The organism is Sneathiella sp. D3-11, assembly GCF_055809395.1.
The window spans coordinates 3,166,103-3,185,912 of sequence record NZ_CM147911.1 but is presented as its reverse complement, the minus strand read 5'-3'; the positions used below and the strand labels follow the sequence as shown (position 1 = coordinate 3,185,912).

At 51.1% G+C, this 19,810-nt stretch carries 17 protein-coding genes and 2 pseudogenes; 6 read left to right on the top strand and 13 right to left on the bottom strand.

Annotated features, from left to right (window positions below; genetic code table 11):
- Nucleotides 1-2: 2 nt before the first annotated feature.
- Entirely contained in the window at nt 3-1,022 is a 1,020-nt protein-coding gene (locus tag AC0L73_RS16070) for a TAXI family TRAP transporter solute-binding subunit (protein ID WP_473654235.1), read from the bottom strand.
- A 147-nt stretch (nt 1,023-1,169) separates the two neighbouring features.
- On the opposite strand from AC0L73_RS16070, the gene AC0L73_RS16065 reads away from it, so the two are divergent.
- Nucleotides 1,170-2,030: an alpha/beta hydrolase gene (locus AC0L73_RS16065; RefSeq protein WP_473654234.1), complete on the top strand. Its 861-nt coding sequence runs from the start codon at nt 1,170-1,172 to the stop codon at nt 2,028-2,030.
- 9 nt (nt 2,031-2,039) lie between these two features.
- Nucleotides 2,040-2,669, top strand: a complete 630-nt coding sequence (locus AC0L73_RS16060) for a LysE family translocator (protein ID WP_473654233.1) — start codon at nt 2,040-2,042, stop codon at nt 2,667-2,669.
- 38 nt (nt 2,670-2,707) lie between these two features.
- On the opposite strand, the gene AC0L73_RS16055 is transcribed toward AC0L73_RS16060, so the two are convergent.
- The 3 genes and pseudogenes from AC0L73_RS16055 to AC0L73_RS16045 form a co-directional block, all read right to left on the bottom strand.
- Nucleotides 2,708-3,646: a hypothetical protein gene (locus AC0L73_RS16055; protein WP_473654232.1), complete on the bottom strand. Its 939-nt coding sequence runs from the start codon at nt 3,644-3,646 to the stop codon at nt 2,708-2,710.
- 82 nt (nt 3,647-3,728) lie between these two features.
- Nucleotides 3,729-4,321 (bottom strand): annotated as a pseudogene (locus AC0L73_RS16050) (DUF2238 domain-containing protein).
- A gap of 19 nt (nt 4,322-4,340) precedes the next feature.
- Nucleotides 4,341-4,751 (bottom strand): VOC family protein, encoded by a 411-nt coding sequence (locus AC0L73_RS16045; protein WP_473654231.1) that lies wholly within the window; start codon nt 4,749-4,751, stop codon nt 4,341-4,343.
- Nucleotides 4,752-4,847: 96 nt separating this feature from the next.
- On the opposite strand from AC0L73_RS16045, the gene AC0L73_RS16040 reads away from it, so the two are divergent.
- Entirely contained in the window at nt 4,848-5,258 is a 411-nt protein-coding gene (locus AC0L73_RS16040; protein ID WP_227951329.1) for a lipocalin-like domain-containing protein, read from the top strand.
- Nucleotides 5,259-5,279: 21 nt separating this feature from the next.
- Here the strand turns inward: AC0L73_RS16040 and AC0L73_RS16035 are convergent.
- The 3 genes and pseudogenes from AC0L73_RS16035 to AC0L73_RS16025 form a co-directional block, all read right to left on the bottom strand.
- Nucleotides 5,280-6,070: pseudogene (locus AC0L73_RS16035) on the bottom strand (enoyl-CoA hydratase-related protein).
- Nucleotides 6,071-6,155: 85 nt separating this feature from the next.
- On the bottom strand, nt 6,156-10,514 hold the full coding sequence (locus AC0L73_RS16030; protein ID WP_473654230.1) for a translocation/assembly module TamB domain-containing protein: 4,359 nt from the start codon (nt 10,512-10,514) through the stop codon (nt 6,156-6,158).
- Nucleotides 10,514-12,334, bottom strand: a complete 1,821-nt coding sequence (locus AC0L73_RS16025) for an autotransporter assembly complex protein TamA (RefSeq protein WP_473654229.1) — start codon at nt 12,332-12,334, stop codon at nt 10,514-10,516. Before AC0L73_RS16025 ends, AC0L73_RS16030 begins: the two co-directional genes overlap by 1 nt.
- A 282-nt stretch (nt 12,335-12,616) precedes the next feature.
- On the opposite strand from AC0L73_RS16025, the gene AC0L73_RS16020 reads away from it, so the two are divergent.
- From AC0L73_RS16020 to AC0L73_RS16010, 3 genes are all read left to right on the top strand, one after another.
- Nucleotides 12,617-13,246, top strand: coding sequence for a DUF6134 family protein (locus tag AC0L73_RS16020; protein ID WP_227951320.1), 630 nt, complete (start codon nt 12,617-12,619; stop codon nt 13,244-13,246).
- 93 nt (nt 13,247-13,339) lie between these two features.
- Nucleotides 13,340-14,005, top strand: a complete 666-nt coding sequence (locus tag AC0L73_RS16015) for a hypothetical protein (protein WP_473654228.1) — start codon at nt 13,340-13,342, stop codon at nt 14,003-14,005.
- Nucleotides 14,006-14,045: 40 nt separating this feature from the next.
- Entirely contained in the window at nt 14,046-14,510 is a 465-nt protein-coding gene (locus AC0L73_RS16010; RefSeq protein ID WP_473654227.1) for a PilZ domain-containing protein, read from the top strand.
- On the opposite strand, the gene AC0L73_RS16005 is transcribed toward AC0L73_RS16010, so the two are convergent.
- From AC0L73_RS16005 to AC0L73_RS15980, 6 genes are read right to left on the bottom strand one after another with little or no spacing between them, the layout of a single operon-like run.
- Nucleotides 14,503-15,744: a beta-ketoacyl-ACP synthase gene (locus AC0L73_RS16005; protein WP_227951315.1), complete on the bottom strand. Its 1,242-nt coding sequence runs from the start codon at nt 15,742-15,744 to the stop codon at nt 14,503-14,505. The genes AC0L73_RS16010 and AC0L73_RS16005 overlap by 8 nt on opposite strands.
- Entirely contained in the window at nt 15,744-16,469 is a 726-nt protein-coding gene (locus AC0L73_RS16000; protein ID WP_473654226.1) for a 3-ketoacyl-ACP reductase FabG2, read from the bottom strand. Before AC0L73_RS16000 ends, AC0L73_RS16005 begins: the two co-directional genes overlap by 1 nt.
- Before the next feature lie 20 nt (nt 16,470-16,489).
- Entirely contained in the window at nt 16,490-16,912 is a 423-nt protein-coding gene (locus AC0L73_RS15995) for a hotdog family protein (RefSeq protein WP_473654225.1), read from the bottom strand.
- Complete coding sequence (locus AC0L73_RS15990; RefSeq protein ID WP_473654224.1) at nt 16,909-18,090, bottom strand: beta-ketoacyl-[acyl-carrier-protein] synthase family protein; 1,182 nt, start codon at nt 18,088-18,090, stop codon at nt 16,909-16,911. The genes AC0L73_RS15995 and AC0L73_RS15990 overlap by 4 nt, the downstream gene beginning before the upstream one ends.
- A complete protein-coding gene (locus tag AC0L73_RS15985; RefSeq protein WP_473654223.1) occupies nt 18,087-18,587 on the bottom strand; it encodes a DUF3261 domain-containing protein in 501 nt (166 codons plus the stop codon). Before AC0L73_RS15985 ends, AC0L73_RS15990 begins: the two co-directional genes overlap by 4 nt.
- Nucleotides 18,578-19,810, bottom strand: coding sequence for an NAD(P)/FAD-dependent oxidoreductase (locus tag AC0L73_RS15980; protein ID WP_473654222.1), 1,233 nt, complete (start codon nt 19,808-19,810; stop codon nt 18,578-18,580). The genes AC0L73_RS15985 and AC0L73_RS15980 overlap by 10 nt, the downstream gene beginning before the upstream one ends.

Genomic DNA, 19,810 nt, shown 5'->3' with positions numbered 1-19,810 from the left:
ACCTAGTTCGTCCTGGTATCGGCGACATTCTCCCGAATTTCGCGATAGTATTTCTGTGCGCCCGGATGCAGCGCAACACTCATTGACGCAAAGGTTGTTCCCATTGAGATTTTGGATAGCTTCGGATGAAGGTTCATTTTCTTGATTGCTGGCAGATTACGCCAGAATGTTTTGGTAATCTCATAAACTTCCTCTTCACTCTGCCGTCTATCGACGATCCAGAGAGCCGTCACACATAATGTGCGCACCATATCGACGCCTTTATAGCTCCCTGCCTTTATGACCGATGTAGAGAAAAAGGTATTTTCCCGAGACAGCATCGTTGCTGTCGGTCCGTCAATCGGTACGAGGGTGATCAGACCTTCTTCGCTGAGCTCTGCAATCGCTTTCGATGGGCTGCCCGCCACAAGAAAGAAGGCGTCCAGTTGTCCGGCGCGCATTTTCTTAATGGCATCCGCCGCCTTGATATATTGAGCTTCAAATTCACTTTCCCGGACGCCGAAGGCATCGAGGATCAGCCTTGCATCGACGAGCGTTCCGGATCCAGGATCGTCCAGGGACACACGTTTACCGCGCAAGTCACTGACGCTTCTGATGTCGGCATCCTTACGGGCAACCAGATGAATATCCTCCCGATACAGGCTGGCAATCGCCGTGATATCCTGAAATGGGCCGGTTTCATCGAAAATGCCGGTGCCCGTTCGCGCCCAATAAACAATATCGGACTGTGCCAGGCCGCTTTCGATCTTGCCTGACTGAATATCTTCAATATTTGAAACAGATCCGTTTGCAGTCTGGGCAAGAGACAGAAGATAGGGAACGCCACAAGGATCGGGCGTACAGTCCTCTTTACCCAAAGGATTTGAAAGCATCCGGGCAATTGTCTTGCCGACAGGATAATAGGTTCCCCCGACGCCGCCAGTACCGATCCGGAACAGACTTACTTCTTCCGCGATTGCTGTGTTAACGGGCACGAATAACGCCACACACAAGACAGCAACGTGCGTAAATTTGAACCGCATTGTTCCCTGATCCTTTAATTACCGCGGGTTTTGTGCTTTATTTTCACAAACCATCGACGTCAAATGCTCCAATTCTCAGCAAATGGTAGCATCTGCAAATTAATGAGCGGTAAACAACTCAAAATAAGATCAGGGTAAAAATACGGCATGGTGAAAGAAAGTATAACGGAACAAGAGATTGACCAGCTGAACATCGAGTATCTGCCGCGCCATACGGTCCCGGATATGATGCGCTATTTCGAGGATGCCGCAGGTCGGAGTGCCAAGGCTCGTGAAAAACTGTTCGGAGAGTATGATATCTCCTACGGCAACACAGATTTGCAATGCGTGGATATTTTCCCCGCAGCCAACCCCGGCGCACCGGTCTTTGTCTTTATCCACGGCGGGTATTGGCGGGCGCAGGATAAAAGCACCTATAGCGAAATTGCCGAGCCCTTTGTCGCGGCCGGAGCGACGGTTGTTCTTCCCAATTATGATCTCTGCCCCGTCGTCACAATTACGGATATTGTCCAGCAAATGCGAGAGGCCCTCGCGTGGGTTTATAAAAATATCGCCAACTACAATGGTGACCCGGATAAAATCTATCTCTCCGGCCATTCGGCGGGCGGGCATCTTACCGGTATGATGATGGCAACGGATTGGCAGGCCATGGATCTCCCGGCGGATATCCTGAAAGGTGCGACGCCTTTAAGCGGGCTCTTTGATATTGAGCCTCATCGCCATACCGAATTGCAAGCCGACATACGTCTCACCGAGGCGGAGGCTGCGGCCAACAGTCCGCAATATCTCCCTCTCACCGCCCAATGCCCGGTGCTGTGTGCGGTCGGCGGTGGAGAGAGCGCCTCTTTTCACCGGCAATCAAAGGAATTTGCCGAGAAATGCCGAGCGGCGGGCCTTCCATGCGAATATTTCGAGCTTGGCACCGATAATCACTTCGATATCACGGATCGCCTGCACAAGGCCGATGATCCGCTCACCCGCGCACAGCTTAAATTAATGGGGCTTTAGGAGACTGATATGGACACGACGCTCATCCTTCTCTCCGTTTTCGGGATCTTTATTCCGGCGCTGATGCTGCCAGGGCCGGACTTTATCGGCGTTGTCCGATCCTCCATGACCGGCGGCACAAAAAGTGGCCTGCTCACCTCCCTTGGTGTTTCAATCGGCCTGTTGATGTATGCAAGCCTCAGCCTTCTTGGTCTCTCGGCCATTCTTACCCAATATGAATGGCTTGCCTGGGCAGTTCGGGTCGCGGGCGCGGGATATTTGATCTATCTCGGTGTCCGGCTTCTGTTCGCGAAGCCCGACGCGATGGAAATGACGACTGCAGAGCGCAAGCCCGCAGGCAACGCTCTCCTGTTCGGATTTATGGTGACGCTCACCAACCCGAAGGCTGTTGTTCTGTTTACCAGCGTATTCGCAACGGCGGTCACGGCGGAGACACCGAGCTGGCTCCTCCTCCTGATGATCGCGCTGGTTTTTACAAGCTCCCTCCTCTGGTACACAATCGTCAGCCTGTTCATGTCGTCAAAACCGGTGATGAACCGTTTTGCCAAAGCCCGCCACTGGATCGAGCGGACAGCCGGCGCCTGCTTTATCGCCATCGGCGGCAAGTTGCTCTCTGACGCGCGCAATCCGCTGAATTAGTGAGAGTTAAAAAATTTCCAAGCCAGAAAAAAATAAAGTCAGAATTTAATCAATATTGCAACTAGAAAACCTGAAGTCGTGTTTAACAATATTGAAGCTAGCACCGAAATAACTAATTTAACGAAGCTACTTTTTGCATTAGCAGCATATTTAGTTTGTTGGTTCTCGTCTCCACCAGTCAAAGAAAACATACTGAAATCCCGAATCCTAGATAATAATTTAGAAATCATATCGTTAATTCTACTTAATAATTCACCTAGAAGAAAAAATATACCAATAAATATGAAAACATATGCACCAATATTTTCATGAACAAAGTTCTTTAAGAACAAGAAAGACGCAGATAAAAACAGCATGGGAAAAAGCCATTGGTTCATCGCAAAAATATATTTTCTATTTTTGCTAATTACTTCGTTAACTGAAGTAACACTGTATGGGCGAGGACATCTATCGATCCATCGAGATACTAACTCAAACACTTCTTCAGAAAAATTTTGTGGCGCACCATTGACCGAAATAGTTACTGTTCCCATAGAAAACTCTATATTATCGATGTCGCCGGGTGCCTGAGAAAACATAGCCTGAACCATAACCATAGGATTCATCGGATTCGATATCCTTATCGTCATTTGCACTTCATTCGGAGAGCCGTCTAATTCATGAGAGACAGTCCAACTTAGTACGACCTTATCAGTGCACTTTCCGGTATTTTCGAGAAATTTACGGAGAACTTCTAAGTCTCTATTCTCAAAGTGAGTATCATCAGTAAAGCTTATAAGATATTGAAAATCGAATGAAATTGGACTTAGATAACCAATCTTTTCGAAAATATTTTCAAATAGTATTCCTAATTCTTTTTCCGAACATATTAACTTTTTGGACAACACTTTTGTTATTGTACCGAGTTTTGATCTTGAAATTGGATAAGGTCGTACGATTCCTTTCGTTAATTTTTCTAGTTCGAGTTTGTCGTCCATTGCGCATTCCCAAGTCAATTTATATTAGATAAAGAATACACTATTCATAATTGAACTTCTATTTATAATAATTCCACCAATCTCACCCCTCCCGCGCCAGCTGCCGGTCATGCAGCCGCGAGAGCAGTAGCAGCGCTAGGATCGCGCCCAAAAGCGCCAGCGCCATGTCGCTTTGGGTGTCCCAGATATCGCCTTGGGTGGCGAGGAAGTCATCGGCGGCGGTCCCGGTCAACGCGGCAACAAACCATTCGATCAGTTCATAAAAGGCGCTGAAGGCGAGGCAGATAGAGACGATGATAAAATTCCGCCAGTTCGCCCCCTCACAATCTCCAGCCGGATCAGGACCTCCCGCGCGATGATGGCGGGCACGAAGCCTTGCGCCAGATGTCCGACGCGGTCGTAATTGTTCCGCTCGAACCCGAACCAGGGTTTGATGGTGTCGAACAGCGGCACCTCGGCATAGGTGTAATGCCCGCCCACCATCAGAATAATGCAATGGATGAGGATGAGCGTGTAAAGGATCGGTGTTAAAGGAAATTTACGGTATGTAAGCGCAAGGATAACAAGCCCGACCAATGCCGGCACAACCTCCAGAAACCAGATGAAATAGCCTTTCGGCTCAATCGCCGACCAGATCAAAACGGCAAAATAAATGCCGAGCCAGAGATACCGCATATTCCCCCTCCTCTTGCTGTTAGAGTGCCTCGGGCGGCCCTTTGAGCTCCACCACATTCCCCTCCGGATCACTCATATAGAAGGACGGTCCCTGCCCGTCCGCGCCGTAGCGACTTTTGAGCTCGCCCGGATCAATGCCATGGGCGTTCAGGTGGGCGCGAATTTCTTCCGCGTTAAAATTCTCGATGGAGAGGCAGAAATGATCGAGATTACGTGCCTCTTTCCCCGGTGCCGCGCCACCCATCTGCCCCAGCGTCCCCTCGACCGTCACCAGATCGATCAGCGATGATCCCGCGCGAAGCTGATAAAGCCCGATTGCTTCTTGTGTTTTCTCCATCGTACAGCCAAGCGCCTTGATATAGAAATCCATCATTTTCTCGATATCCTTGACCCTCAGGACCAGATGATCGATATGCTTGATTTTGAACATGTCGCCCTCCCGTTGATTAGACGTGATATTACAGCTTTTGCCACGCCCGCCAAACTGCTAGGTTGCCAGCATAATAACAAGAAAAGGAAATTTCCAATGATTACCCGTGACGATCTGATCGGTACCTGGCGCCTGAAAAGCTGGACAAGCCTCAAGAATGGGGAGCCCGTCGGCTACCCGATGGGCGAAGATGCGAAAGGCCAGATTATCTATAGCCCCGAAGGCCGGATGAGTGGCTTCCTGATGCGCACCGATTTCGCGGATCAGCCACGGGAAACGGCGGCCAGCCCTGATATCTGCCTCGCCTATGGGGGTAATTTCCGCCTTGAGGGCGATCAGGTCATTCACGATGTCGACATTGCGACAGTGCCTTACTGGATCGGGAACCCGTTGATCCGCACCGTGGTTCTGCAGGGCGAAAACGTTCTCCTTAAAACCAAGCCGGAAACAACATCTTCGGGCAACACCTATGAGCATCACCTTTTGTGGGAGCGGATAACCGGCTGACGATCCGGCGAGTGCGAGGGCTTAGCGGCCTTTCCAGTCGGGTTTACGTTTTTCGGAGAAAGCGCGCGGCCCCTCTATCCGGTCATCGGACTGATACCATTCCTTGAACGCGGGATAATCTTTCTGGTTGCTGATTGCCTCTTCAAGGGAGGGTTCATCCACGCTGCGCATCACTGTCTCCTTGGAGGCGCGGATCGCATGCGGGCTGCCGCGCAGGATAAGGCCGCACCACCGCTCAATCGCCTCCTCCATCGCGTAGGGCGCCACCACCTCGTTCACGAAGCCAAGGCGATCCCCTGTTTCGGCATCGACGCTATCGGAACTCAGGATCATCCCCATCGCTTTTTTCAGGCCTATCTGCCGGGCAAGACGGTGGAGCCCGCCACCGAGCGCGACTGCGCCAACTAACGGCTCAGGCAGGCCAAAGCGGGAATTTTCCGTCGCGATGATAATGTCGCAGGCAAGCGCAATCTCGAACCCGCCACCGAGCGCTACACCATCGACCGCAGCAATGATGGGCTTGTTCAAATCAAACCGCTCGATCAGGCCCGCATAGCCGTTTTTGGGATACTCGCGCGCCTTCGGATCTGTGCTGGCCGCAATTGCCTTCAAATCACTGCCTGCACAGAAGGCCCGTTCCCCCGCCCCTTCAAGACGCATATATACTGGTCATCATTCGCCGCGAACTCATCCAACGCACGTTGCATTTCATCATGCATCGGCTTATGGATCGCGTTCATCACCTCTGGCCGCTCAAAAGTAATCCGGGTGATATGGTTCTCCGCCGTGACGGAAATGAATTCATAGCTCATAAGGCCCCTCTTTTCTGTTAGCTTTTCTTCTTTTTCGTCATCATAGCAAGCGGCGAAAAGATACCTAGAAAAAAAGCGGCAACTCCTAGTAATCCCATTTCCAGAAAATACCAACACTGCTGTCTGTCGATTGCCCCATCTCGCTTTCTACAGAGATATTGGGGGTCAGCTCAATCTGCACCTTGGCACGCGTGCCGCCGGATTGAGTTCCCTGATCTACCCCAACATAGATATTATCCGAGACATATTTTCCGACACTTACTTCGGATTCGCCGGTTTGCTCGTTAGTGCTGGCGCTGACAACATCTACACCGAGGGTATCCCGCACAAAGCCCGTAATACCGCCGCCGCTGCCCAGCTTACCCGAGAGAGCGGCCACTGTCTCTGCCAGCTGCACCGCCTCGATCGCCGATAGTTTACCTGAGGATTTACCAAACAGGACCTGAGCCAGCACCTCATCCTGCGGCAGTCCGTCAGGAGATGAAAAACTAATTTCCGGATTTGTGGCCGTCCCGGATATCGTCACAATCGCCGTTACATTCGATCCAGTGTATGTTGCTTTTAGCGAGAGTTCCGGGTTAATGGTTTCCCCGCCAACCAAAGAAATTTCTCCTTCAGTTAGTTCAAAACTCTTGCCCGCGAATGTGAATTGCCCCCGCACCGGGCTAATATACCCTTCGATAACCGGTTTATCCGCCGTACCCCGGATCGTGAAATTGCCCTTCCATTCGGAATCAAGACCGCGACCCCGAATGAACACCCGGCTGGGCATATCGAGATCGAAATCAAGTGAGATTTTGGACGGTTCGGCCTCTTTTACCTTTTCCCTGGGCTTTTCGCCGGGTTTATTGATCGTCTCATATTTCAGCTCCACAACATTTGGCGCAACCGAACCGCCGATATTGAGTTCTACCTCTCGAGTAGTCGCTTCGCCTTCCACGGTCAGATGCTGAAGGTTGCCCCTTATGTCGATATTGGCATCGGTAATGGCCGAAATCTCATCACGATTAATCGCCAGAAGATTGGAAAGAACTATATTCAGATCAAGTTCCGGCTCTGTCAGCTTGGCAAAGTCTACAGTACCCGAGGAGGTTACTTTTCCGCCCTGACTATCCGACGCGTTGAACTCAATTTTGAGCGTATCCGCGTCAGTTATATTCGCATTCAGGGTGATATCCTTAAGAATGGTGCCCTGCTCAACATCTTCGAAATAGCCGTTGCTAATGCGTGCCTGCCCGGCAATAACGGGGGCTGAAATGGTGCCGTTAATAGTCGCATTGGCAGCCAATTGACCCTTCATGTCCTGTGTATCCAGTGCAAGAAGTGGCCATATCTTATTGATATCGCTATTTATATTTATATCTAATTTAACCGGTTTTTTTTCATCAACAAGAATATTTCGGGTATCCAAGGAAATATCAAACGGAAGCTGTCCGGAAACATCAATACTGGTTGCTTCCAGCCCTTTAACATTTCCCTGAAAGGTAAGCTGCCCATCGCTCAATTTTGCCGTCAGATTATTCTCGAACGTGGGTAATTCTCCATAATCTTCATCCTCCAGCTTGATATCCTTGGCCTTGATGGAAAGGTTTCCCGTTGCCGGTGTTCCCTTCGTCGCCCGCAGCGTCACCTCTCCATCCAATCCCCCGGAGACGGCATACGCCGGATCAATAAGCTCGACAAGATCAACCGGCAAATCGTTGAACGCCAAATCCATACGAGCAGTCTCATTTGATAATTTTCCCGATCCACGGAGTGATCCTGCCCCGAAAGTAAGCGCGAAATCATCAAGATTAATATTTCCCCCCTCCTGTTCGAGATAAAGGGGTTTGGTCAGCTCGATTTTCCGGTCCGCGAAAGCGCCATCCAACGTCACCAGCCGCAGCTTCGTCATTGCTTCGGTGAAGGCAAATGTACCGCTTCCGGAAAGTTTCAATTCCGGTTCTTGACCACGCAGAAGGCCAAATCGATAGTCGATATTCGATAAATCACCTGATGCAGTAGCCGTAAGTTCCTTTAATTGTTGCCCCGCCGCCAGAATGTCATCCGCTTTCGCATTGACCTTCAGGCTCGGTGTGCCTAGGGCATCAATAACGTCAAGGCCGGCAGTGACTTTTGCAATGCCGATATCTGCCGCCGCAACGTTAAGACTATTTGCCTCCATCGTCGCCTTGACGGATTGCGTTCCGCCAGCATCCGCAAGCGTCGCCGTGAATTCGATAGAGCCTGAGGCGGTCTCTTCCATCAACTCAGCGATCGGGGCAAGATTCGGAATTTTCCCTGTCATAGTTCCTTTAAGTGGCGTTCCATCAAAAGGTACCGTGAGGTTGCCGGTGATCTTGTTCTTCTGTTCTGTAAGGACAATATCAGAGAGTTCCAACCGGCTATAGTCAAGCATGGCGAACTTGGCAAACGCATCCGCCGTTACTTGCGCATGGCGAAGCTGCGCCGAAAAACCTCCGACAGGCGAGGTTGCCAGCGCCGATGCATTATAACTCGCGTCAACTACCCCTATTAATGTGCCATCGAGCTGAAGATCGCCGATCTTGACATCGCCGTTGATAGACGGATCATCAGGCGATCCCGATAACAACGCCGTTAGTTCCGCGTTTCCGGAAAGTGGGATACCGGCAAGATCACTGAGATTTGCAAGACTGGGCAGGCTTGCCGTTAAATCCGCATTGATAGTGTCAAAGGCGAGTGGCAGGCTTGCGTGCCCCCGGACATCCCCTGCTTCAGTCGCAAGCTTGATGTCAGAGAGGGAAAGCAGCTCCCCGACTAGATCAAGGTCCAGCGAAAGCGCAAGTGTCGGCCCGGTCCCTAGCAGCGAGGTCAGATTTGCATCGCCCATATCGAGATTAACCGTATGCGCGTTGAGTTGACCGGTCAGAGACTTGCTGACATCCCCGCTTGATAGGGTGAGATCGGCTAGAAGCTCCCCTTTCATCGGTGCGATACGGGAAAGTTCGTCTAGTTTTATCGATATATCCGCACTCGCGCCGAGATCCGCGAAACTAATCTCGCCCTGACTCTGCGCACTAATATGCGTACCAAGAAGGCGCAATGAACGAAGGGTGAGTTTTTCACCCTTAACGCCATAATCCATCTCAAAATCGATATCGAGATTTTCACCAACGAGACCGACAACTTCATCCGGAAGCTTAGAGAGACTGCCAAGCGCGGCAGAGCCAGTAACCGGCACAGTCGTTAGTGCCGTAAGATCAAGTTCAGAGGTGAATGTACCCGTCACCGACCGCGCGGCAAGACTATTGTCGATATCAAGATCGGTAGCTTTCAAAATCGCATTGGCCGTCAGATTATCAAAGGTCCCGTGTATATCGAGATCGAGCGTACCATCACGAATGGCGGCAGGCGCAATCAGGTCATTCACAGGCGCAGTATCACGCAACGCAGTTTTTACTGCCAGATTGATGGCCTCATTTGACGGGTCAACCTTACCGCTCGCCCGCAGCTGCAGGACGGCGTTTTCAATATTGGCGGAAGAGAGAGTTACTTCGGTACTTTCCGTATCTAAGATCAACGAGGCCGTGACTGAAATCCGCGAGTCGTCGATAAGCGGAATATCGGCCGCGAGAGACTGATCCAGAGCACCTCCTCCTTTCAGTTCGATGTTAATTTTCTCTGCCCCTTGCGTTGCGATGGCAAAATCAGCATCGAAAAGCTTGCCTGCACTCGCGCTGAACTGCCCGCGCCACGCGTTAAGAACGCCATTACCGACCAGATCCATCTTGATCGCCGGATAACCGGGCAACACCAAAAAGCGGGATATAAGGCCCCCTTCGGGCTCGTCCAGCTTCGCTTCGATTGCCAATGTCTCACGAACCGGATCAAAATCCACACCACCCGTCAGGAGAGCGCCCGGACCGTTCAACTCCGTCAGTTTAACCTCACTGCGAATAACATCGTCGGTCTTGGCATTTAAATTCATCAAGAGAGCGAGATCTGCCGCCTGACCAACAACAGGTTCTGCGATATTTATCTCCAGTATCTCGAACCGCGACAGCCTGATATCAATAGGTAAGGACGGTATTCCTGCAGAGGCCTTGTTTTCTTCTTCAGAGGACGGCAAATCCGGCTGACGATCCACGGAAAGGGTTTTAGCAGTGACTACGTGAATGGACAGCGTGCCGGATATAAGGTCAAGCGGTGACCAGGAGACAGCGATATCTTCTATGCTCAGCCATTCGCCCATTGCATCCCGAAGGCGGATCTGTTGCAGAGAAAAATCCCCAAAAATATTGCCTTCTAATGGCCCGAGTTTCAGCTCAAGCTCACCGGGAGTCGAAGCGGCTTCCTCGATTTGGGAGACCAGCAACGCGCGGCCGCTGTCCATTTGCAGAAATGCGTACCCGCCCGCAATGATGAGCAACAAGATCAGGAACGGCGCGCAGATAATCGCAGCGATAAGCTTCTTGCGTGTCATTAAAAGGCCTGACCGATACTGATATAGAACTGATAGGCATCATCCACATTCTTGCGACGATTTAGGGGAACAGCGACATCGAAGCGGATTGGGCCGATTGCTGTGTAATAGCGAAATCCAAGACCAGCACCCCAGAGAAATTCACCGGAAAAATCGGGCGCCATACTCTCATAGACGTTGCCACCCTCGATAAAAGGGACAAGGCCAATACTGTCTGTGATACGCGTACGTGCCTCAAAACCGACCTCCAGAAGTGACCGCCCGCCAATGGGATCATTACTGGCATCGAGAGGGCCGACCGTCTGGTATTTATAGCCCCGGACAGACCCGCCGCCACCCGCATAAAACCGCTTATTTGCCGGAATAGACCCAGCACTATCTCCCGCCATCAAACCAACCTTTCCGCGAGCGGCCAAAACCAGACGATCTTCTTCAAGGACAGAATAATAGGTGGAGCCATCCATCTCGAACCTGATGAAATCGGGCGTATCGTCATTGAGCCCGAGATACGGCACGAGGGAAGCCGCGAAACGCCGGCCTTTTGTCGGATCCAAAAGATCATTCGTGGAATCATATCGGGCCGTCAGCGGCAACCCGACAAGCGCGTAATTCTCGGTCACACCACTGTCATCGATTTTTGCGTACTCGGCAGAAACACCTGCGCCGACCACCCATTTCTTCCGCCAGCGCCGATCCAACCCGATATAGGCAGAAACCGCATCTTCGTCATAAGCATCGGTATTTTCATTGCGAATGTCGAAATTTGCATTCAAATTCTGGTCAATTTTAGTGAAATTGGGCTTCACGAAGGTGAGCTTTAACTCACGACGAATTTCTGCAATCGTTAGATCTGCCCGTAGTTTCTCCCCCTCGCCGAAGTAATTGCGATTTTCCCAGTAATACTGTGTGCCGAAGCCTTCACTGGTTGAAAAACTCGCCCCAACACCAACAGATCGTCGATCCCGCTCGACAAAAACAAGAGTGATCGGAACAGTACTGTCAGGCTGCTCTTTTTCACGGGTCTTCAAACGAACGCTATCAAAAAGACCGCTCCGCAGGTAGCGCCGCCTCAGACTATCAAGAACACGGGTATCATAGAGTTTACCCGGCTGCCATTCAGCAAGACGCCGGATATAGGCTTCCTCAACTTCTTCCAGCCCTTCAAGCCTGAGCTCCCCCATGTAAAGGCGGGGTCCCGCGTCAATGGTCAGCGTCACCTCCATACCGTCAGTCGCAAAATCGACGATGGCGTCCTGTTTTGCAACAGTCGCATTGGGAAACCCGCGATTGGCAAGATCCACAATTATCTGCGTCCCCGCGTTAACCACAGGCTCTGATCGCGCAGCCATCCCGATCTTTATATCAATTGCAGATAAGGTCGGCGCGGCGGGGATATCTTTTCCCTTTGCAAAATGAATATCAAACTTAGTGATCCGGAAAAGAGGACCCGGCGTGATGTCAAAGGTGATAGCGATGGGCTGCTGTTTATTATCAATCTTCAGCACTACTTCATTGGCGTAATATCCTTCCGAGCGGAGAACTTTTTTAAAACCCTCTACATCCGTTTCCGCGCGGCGGCGCAAAGCTGCAAAACTCGGCGGAAGCTTGTCTTCAAGTTGCTCAAGACGAGAGGATTGCTCCATAAGTTCCAAGACGGAATCCGTCGGCGCGCCATTTATTTTGACATCGTAGTTTAAATCCGGCTCTGCAGCTTCCGTAGCAGGCGCCGTCTCTGCGGCACGCAAAGGCATCGCAACCGCCATAGACAATACCAGCCCCAAAAGGAGCAGCAGAAAAATGTTCATTCGACGATTGGACAACAAGGCTCATTATCTCGGAAAAGCCGGGTAGTGCGCCCCGGGCATAGGTCAAAGCTCGTTCTTTGCATCTTAATATGTTATCTGTAACCTAATGTTCCCCTCGCACAGAGTCTAGGTCACGACCCAATAAAAGGCACCAAACAGGAGGAAAAAAAGTGTATTTTCGTTATCCGGCCTAATAGAAAATAAACCTCTTGGTACATGGGTAATAATATTCAACGATTATTTGGAAAATATTTTCGTCGGACTATATAATACTGTTATGATTTTAGGAGAAGCATAATGTTACGCACTGTATTAACTCTCTTGGTACTCGTCACTATATCGCCTGGTTTAGCACTCGCCGAGAAAGTTCAGAAAAATCAGTTTGCCTCTGTATATCTCAAAGATGACAAAGTTGGCCAAGTCCATTTGACAACAATACGCAACGAAAAGGGCGAGATTGAGGAAATGCGCGCCAACGCGTCGGTCTCTTTTCTGGGGATGGAAGTATATGGGTTCAACCAGGATTTGAAGGAAACCTGGTCCAGCGGAGAACTCCAGAAAATGGAAGGGAAAACCGACGACAACGGTACGGCCCATGAAATTTCCCTCAACCGAGGGGCCAAGGATTATAGCGCTGCCTACAACGGCAAAGACCTAACCCTTCCTCTCAATGCATTTCCGACCTCCCCTTGGCATTACAGCATTACCGACAATACACTTCTCTTCAATATCGTCGATTTTAAGCTTCTAAACGTCAAGATCGCAAAGACAAATGACACGGTCAAGGTCAACGGCAAGGACATCAAGGCTGATAAGTTCACATTCACCGGCGACTGGAAAGCGAAGCTCTGGTTCGATGAAAACAAGGAATTTGTCAAAGGTGAATATGACGTCTCCGGCCGTCAGGTGATGGTAATTCTGGATTAGGAAACGCGGCCAGCACCTGAAATTCGGTTGCCATTCAAACTAGTCATCTCTTAGAATAAAAGTCACTCATTTCGTGTTTTGGTTGGATATTCCATGTTTCGCACTTTCATTTCTGCATGCCTGATTTTATTTCTCGCAGCGTGTACAGCTTCAAAATTAGATACTGATTACGCTTTCAATCTAACAAGTGACCAGAACCTCCTTATCATCAAACAAAAGCCGTCTCGCCAGAAAGCAGGGATTATTTTTGGGCAGGTTGATTTGACCGAGCGAAAATTTACAGATGTCAGGGCGAACTTCCTTATTTGTGGCGGTTTATGCGATACGGTATCCAGCTTCGGGACGTCAAAGCTTCAGGAAGGCACGCCGGATTTCTTCCTGAAACCTGTTCCCGCCGGCAAATATGCCGTTATGTCAAAATGGACAACCGGCTTTCGATCGATGACCACCACATGCTTTGCCAAGGGGACATATGTTTTCGATCTTGCCCCGGGTAAAGTCAGTCTGATTCTCATGGATAAGCTGGCCAACGCAGAAGACGCGCTGAAGCAAGCGAAACAATTAATTGCTTCATATCCAAACATTAAAGGAGAAATCGAATTAGCTTTACCAGTAGCAAAAATATCCTTCACTCCTGGCCGGACAGTTTTTAATAAGCAGCAATGTACGCCGAATTCGGAAGAGCGCCCCATTAAAATCCTCAAGCGATATGGCATTCGGCTTATTGAAGCCAGCAACGAATCCTTTGGCGCGAATTGAGCATATGAAGATTCCCTTGTAGGCGGCTATATTTCACCTTTTGTTAAGGGTATCTGTTCATTTCATATTAATATCTTTTCGATTTACTTGCTTCTCGTTTATACTAATTGAACAAACAACAGTCAGATTGGGTGGAACGATTTCGGAACAGAATGATGCAGGCGCTTCCGGACTAGACAAGCGGAAGTTCAGACGCAAGACAGTCATGTGGAATGGCAAACTGTCCTTGCTTTGGGGGGCCCGACTGATGGGCAACGAACAGACTGTTCCGGGTGTGGTGCGGGACATGTCAGTTAGCGGCGCGCGTTTTCAGACGAAACAGGACTTCCGGCCAACCAGTGACGTTATTCTGGAAGTCCCGCGTTTCGGGGCGTTCAACTGCAATCTTGTCTGGCAAAACGGCCATGTTGTGGGACTCAGGTTCGTCGATCCGCCGGAGTTTATTTTCAATACAGTAAACGGCGCCCTACCAGGTATTTCCCTCGATCCCAATCCGATTAACTAGACCCGCTTTCGGCAGCGTTCCGAAAGATGAGTGAACTGTTAATGCCGCCAAAGGCAAAATTATTGCTCATCAGGTGACGGACGGCAACGTTCCGCCCCTCTCCAGTGACATAATCAATCTCGGCGCAGGCGTCATCGACGTTGTCGAGGTTGACTGTCGGGGCGAACCATCCCTCCCGCATCATTTCAATGCCGAGCCAGGCCTCGATTGCGCCGCATGCACCCAGGCTATGACCAAAATAGCTTTTGAGGGAATGGATAGGAATATTTGATCCCATCACTTTATCAGTTGCATGAGTTTCGGCGATATCCCCCTGCTCTGTCGCGGTGCCATGCCCGCTGATAAAGTCGATATCCGAGGCAATCAGCCCCGCATTATCAAGCGCGCCCTGCATCGCAACTTCCATTGTTGCCTGAGTGGGGTTGGTGATATGACGACCATCTGAATTAGTGGAAAAGCCAACGATTTCAGCCAGTATCGGAGCACCGCGCGCCACAGCATGATCATAGGATTCCAGAACCAGCGTTGCCGCCCCTTCCCCGATCACGAGGCCGTCCCGATCTTTATCAAACGGGCGCGGAGATAAATGCGGGGTATCGTTCTTGATACTGGTGGCATAAAGCGTATCGAATACCGCCGCCATGGTTGGACAAAGCTCCTCCGCCCCGCCAGCAACCATAAGATCCTGCATTCCATATTTAATCGCCTCATAGGCATAGCCGATACCTTGGCTACCAGAGGTACAGGCGCTAGAGGTCGGAATGACACGCCCCGCAAGACCAAAGAAAACACCAATATTGACCGCTGTCGTATGGCTCATCATCTTGACATAGCTGGTAGCAGTCAGATCACGCGAGTGACCATCCCGTATCAAATCTGTAAAGGCGATGACCGGCTTCGTACTTCCGAAGGAGGAACCATAGGCCACCCCCATCTTCCCGGATTTAATCACTGGGTCTTCCAGAAGGCCCGCCATCTCCAGCGCCTGCTCCGTCGCATAAACGGCCATTTTTGAGACGGGCCCCATACTGCGAAGCGCTTTCCTCGAATATCTCTTGTCAATATTGAACCCTTCCACCGGTCCGGCGAGACGGGTATTCAGGCCATCATAAAAATCCCAGCTTTCCATGCGCTGAATACCGGTTTCTCCCGCACGCATTTTTTCTGAAATCGTATTCCACTCTTCCCCCAGTGAGGTTACGCCGCCCATGCCTGTAACAACAACGCGCTGCATTACGCCATCCCTCCGTTTACAGAGATTACCTGCCGCGTGATATAGGCGGCGCCATCAGAGCATAAAAACGAGACCGTCGCCGCTACCTCATCCACATCGCCAAGGCGACGTAGCGGGATCATTTTCATAATTTCATCGAGCGGCAGGTCATCTGTCATCGCCGATTCAATCAAGCCCGGCGCCACGCAGTTGACCGTGATTTTCCGTTTTGCAAGTTCCAGCGCGAGCGATTTCGCCGCCCCGATCAGACCAGACTTCGACGCACTGTAATTCACCTGCCCGCGATTACCCATCTCCCCTGAAACCGAGGACATAACCACAATTCGCCCGCCCTTTCGGGCTGATACCATCGGCATGGTAATGGGTTTTAGCACATTGTAAAAACTATCAAGGTTAGTGTGAATAACGGCATCCCAGTCGTCATCGGTCATGGCCGGAAAGGCAGTATCCCGGGTAATTCCTGCGTTCAATACCGCACCATAAAAAGCACCGAATTCTTCAACATCAGCTTCCAGTACATCCCGACACTGATCTCGATCGGCAATATCGAACTGAACCAATCGAGCCTGTCCGCCCGCTGCCTCAATCAACTCAACTGTTCCCAATCCAGCATCACGATTGCGGCCGCAATGGGCGACAATATCAAAGCCATCCTGTGCGAGCCGCAGCGCAATGGCACGGCCTATCCCGCCGCTTGCCCCTGTAACTAGAATTCTATTTTGCATTCATTTTCACGCGATTATTTTTAAGGTTGGTATACATTAAGCCGAGCTTTAGCGACAAGCTCTTCCGCCCGGTAGATCGTTCCATCAAAGACCGCCATCGGCGTTTCGTCATATACCAGCTCAACTTTTACATTCAGCCTGTCTCCTATCAAAAAGTCAGAGCAGTTCAATGTCATATTTCTGGAGCTAACGAGATAACCGATCTTGACGCCTTCACCTGCATTACGCGCCTTGATCCCACTATAGGCGGCAATGGATTGAGCCATATACTCAATTCCGACATAAGCGGGCACGGCGCCCTTTTCAACAAACGGGCTTTCTGCCGTAATCTTCACCACAGACTCAACGGCGGTTTCATTATAAGCAGCCACCCCGTCAATCAGGATCATCGGCGGCGCATGATAAAGAATTTCTGTAATGTCGTAAGGGCAGGCTTGCATCATTCCCCCTCTTTACTGAGGATTACGCTAATATTGTTCCCGCCAAAAGCAAAGGAGTTTGTCATCATCGCGCGTGCATCGGACCCCGCCATCCCTGTGGGCACAAGCTTTAGTGGTGGCAGTTCAGGGTCTACCACTTCATCCCAGATATGCGGTGGCAACATTCCCGCCTCTGACTTTAGCGCGAGCCACAGAAAGCCGAGTTCCGTACTTCCTGCTGCGCCGAGCGTATGACCCGTCAGCGGCTTGGTTGAGCTGCAGGGCACCGCTCCTAGCAACTCGTACACCGCTTTCGCCTCAACACTGTCATTGAGTTCGGTCGCTGTCCCATGAAGATTGAGATAGGCAATATCCTCGGGTGTAAAACCGCTTTGATCGAGTGCCTGACGCATGGCATTTAGGGCACCCAGACCTTCCGGGTCCGGCGTACTCATATGGTAGGCATCGGAAGTCTCACCGATCCCGGCGATGCGGACAGACGATGGTTCCCTGCTCATCAGGAACACGGCGGCCCCCTCTCCGATATTGATACCATTGCGATTTTGGCTGAATGGATTGCAAAGCTCCGGAGAGAGCAGATCGAGGGACGCAAAGCCGTTCATTGTCAGGCGGCAAAGCGTATCTGCCCCGCCTACAATCGCCGCATCGCAAAGGCCCGCCGCCATCATCCGCCGGGCTGAAGCAAGCGTCTTGGCACTGGAAGTACAGGCCGTTGAAATCGTCATGGCAAGTCCTGACAAACCGAAGTAGGATCGCGCGAATAAGGCAAGAGAGGCATTATCCTGACGATTGTAGTCAAATCCCTCGGGGAAACTCCCGCTCTTTACTTTCTCGGCGATGCCGGGTTCATTATCGCTGATCCCGGAAGTACTTGTGCCAAGAATGACAGCAACCCGGTCCGGTCCGTATTTATCAATGGCCGTACGGATATCGCCTTCTATCTCCTGCATTGCTGCGAGTAACATTCGGTTATTACGGCTGTCATAGCCGGCAAGGTCACCTGTGATTTCCGGCAAGGCTTGTGCAACCGCGCCCGCCATCACCTTCTGATCAAAAAGATACCCTTCCTGCGATTGCATTCCCGAAGTATCGCCCGCGAACAATCCCGCGCCCACCGCCGCCTTACCAACGCCAAGCGCGTTGATCATACCAAGGGCGTTGAGATAGTAGCGTTCCGTCATTCGGTCAACTCATAGGAAACAATAGTCAATTCATAATTCGCCGCCGGGTCGCGGATTTGCACGGTTTCATTCCAGGCATTCTTGCGACCACTCTGATAGGTGATTTCTAACTGCTCTGCCCGATCTGCCACCCGCACCTGCATCGGGTCATTCTCCGGCCAGTAGGCTGCGACGATTACTTTAAGGATATCAATGGCATCAAGGTCATCGGACACCCAGTCCGCTTTGCCAGCCCTTACACCGTTCTCATCCCAGAGAATATCAAACGCACGACGACCGAACGAATCCAATCCAGCAATTTGCATTTTTTCTTCCGTCAGGCTCATCCGAACCTGTAAAGAGAAAGAATTATCACTATGGCGGCCATTCAAAACCTGGACGACTTCCCGCGGCTGTTCCTCCGGTAACTTCCATGGCGCGAAGTCCGCCGCGTCTTCCGGTGCGGTTGCACAGGCGGAAATTCCAATCAGGAGAAGGAGAAAAACGGTTACGCGCATTGCTGTGCCACCATGGCCAGATATCGCGGCCCCTGCAGTACAAAAGGATTCCTCTCATCCCAGGCATAGCCCGCCAGAATCGAAACAATCATCTGCTTGATCGGGTTGTCATCTCTCGGCGGGTTAAAAATGACGTCCTGCAACTCGCCGCTGTACCATGCCTCCACAAAGGCGCGAAAGCAGTCCACCCCGACTTGAAGCGGCTGGGCAAAGTCCGCCTCCCAATCCACATTTTCCCCATTTAACTGGCGCATCAATGGTTCAATCAAAAGGTCCGCTGATTTGAAGGCCACTGTGACGCCGGAAGAAAACACCGGATCGAGAAACTCCCCGGCATTGCCAAGAAGGGCAAATTGCGGTCCGGCAAGGCGGGAAACTTTCGTCGAGTATCCCGATATCTCTCCGACAGGTCGCAGTTCCCGCGCGTCGCTTAGAAGGTCTTTTAGCTCTTTCGTTTCATTGATGATCGCCCAAAGCTTTTCAGAAGGCGTTCCCGGATACTTCGTGAGTTCCTCCGGCGGCACGACTGCCCCCACGGAAGACTTACCGTTCGCGAACGGAATTAACCAGAACCAGATATCGCGGCAGTGAGGGTGGACCGTAATCAGGATCTTGTCGCGATCGAAATTACGCGTCGCCAGTTGGTCTTCCACATGAGTGAAAAGCGCGTGGCGCACTGGAAAGTCTGACGGGGCGTCCAGTTTCATCAGGCGTGGCAACACCCTTCCATATCCGCTAGCGTCCACAAGAAACCGCGCTGTATGACGAAAGGCGCCGTTCGGTCCTTCCCCAGCGATCACTGCACCCGCATCATTAAATTCAACAGCGGTCACATCTTGATGGAAACGAAGGTCCACCCCTGCGTCAACGGCAGCGTCCGCAAGAAGCAAATCAAATTTTTCCCTCTCCACTTGATAAGTGTTCCCCGGTCCATCGCCGAATTTTTCAGAAAATTTGATCGAGCTGAACCGCGTATCATCAGAAAAATTTGCGCCATCTTTATGCTGAAATCCTGCCGCCGCCAGCCGCGGCAGCAAACCCGCTTTCTCCATAAACACCATGGACTGAGGGAGTAAGCTCTCGCCAATGACGAAGCGGGGAAAGCTGCTTTTCTCCAGCATCACGACATTCAGCCCCTCTTGCGCGAGACGTATCGACGCAAGCGCCCCCGCCGGACCCGCACCGATAACAATAACGTCAAAATGATCGGAACTTACTGTCAT

What these genes read in the sequence shown, in the direction of transcription:
- AC0L73_RS16060 (WP_473654233.1), top strand. Translation starts at nt 2,040, where the DNA reads ATGGACACGACGCTCATCCTTCTCTCCGTTTTCGGGATCTTTATTCCG.
- AC0L73_RS15980 (WP_473654222.1), bottom strand. Translation starts at nt 19,810, where the DNA reads ATGACAGTAAGTTCCGATCATTTTGACGTTATTGTTATCGGTGCGGGT.
- AC0L73_RS16000 (WP_473654226.1), bottom strand. Translation starts at nt 16,469, where the DNA reads ATGCAAAATAGAATTCTAGTTACAGGGGCAAGCGGCGGGATAGGCCGT.
- AC0L73_RS15995 (WP_473654225.1), bottom strand. Translation starts at nt 16,912, where the DNA reads ATGATGCAAGCCTGCCCTTACGACATTACAGAAATTCTTTATCATGCG.
- AC0L73_RS15990 (WP_473654224.1), bottom strand. Translation starts at nt 18,090, where the DNA reads ATGACGGAACGCTACTATCTCAACGCCCTTGGTATGATCAACGCGCTT.
- AC0L73_RS16015 (WP_473654228.1), top strand. Translation starts at nt 13,340, where the DNA reads ATGTTTCGCACTTTCATTTCTGCATGCCTGATTTTATTTCTCGCAGCG.
- AC0L73_RS16070 (WP_473654235.1), bottom strand. Translation starts at nt 1,022, where the DNA reads ATGCGGTTCAAATTTACGCACGTTGCTGTCTTGTGTGTGGCGTTATTC.
- AC0L73_RS16020 (WP_227951320.1), top strand. Translation starts at nt 12,617, where the DNA reads ATGTTACGCACTGTATTAACTCTCTTGGTACTCGTCACTATATCGCCT.
- AC0L73_RS16045 (WP_473654231.1), bottom strand. Translation starts at nt 4,751, where the DNA reads ATGTTCAAAATCAAGCATATCGATCATCTGGTCCTGAGGGTCAAGGAT.
- AC0L73_RS16065 (WP_473654234.1), top strand. Translation starts at nt 1,170, where the DNA reads ATGGTGAAAGAAAGTATAACGGAACAAGAGATTGACCAGCTGAACATC.
- AC0L73_RS16030 (WP_473654230.1), bottom strand. Translation starts at nt 10,514, where the DNA reads ATGACACGCAAGAAGCTTATCGCTGCGATTATCTGCGCGCCGTTCCTG.
- AC0L73_RS16055 (WP_473654232.1), bottom strand. Translation starts at nt 3,646, where the DNA reads ATGGACGACAAACTCGAACTAGAAAAATTAACGAAAGGAATCGTACGA.
- AC0L73_RS16040 (WP_227951329.1), top strand. Translation starts at nt 4,848, where the DNA reads ATGATTACCCGTGACGATCTGATCGGTACCTGGCGCCTGAAAAGCTGG.
- AC0L73_RS15985 (WP_473654223.1), bottom strand. Translation starts at nt 18,587, where the DNA reads ATGCGCGTAACCGTTTTTCTCCTTCTCCTGATTGGAATTTCCGCCTGT.
- AC0L73_RS16005 (WP_227951315.1), bottom strand. Translation starts at nt 15,744, where the DNA reads ATGCAGCGCGTTGTTGTTACAGGCATGGGCGGCGTAACCTCACTGGGG.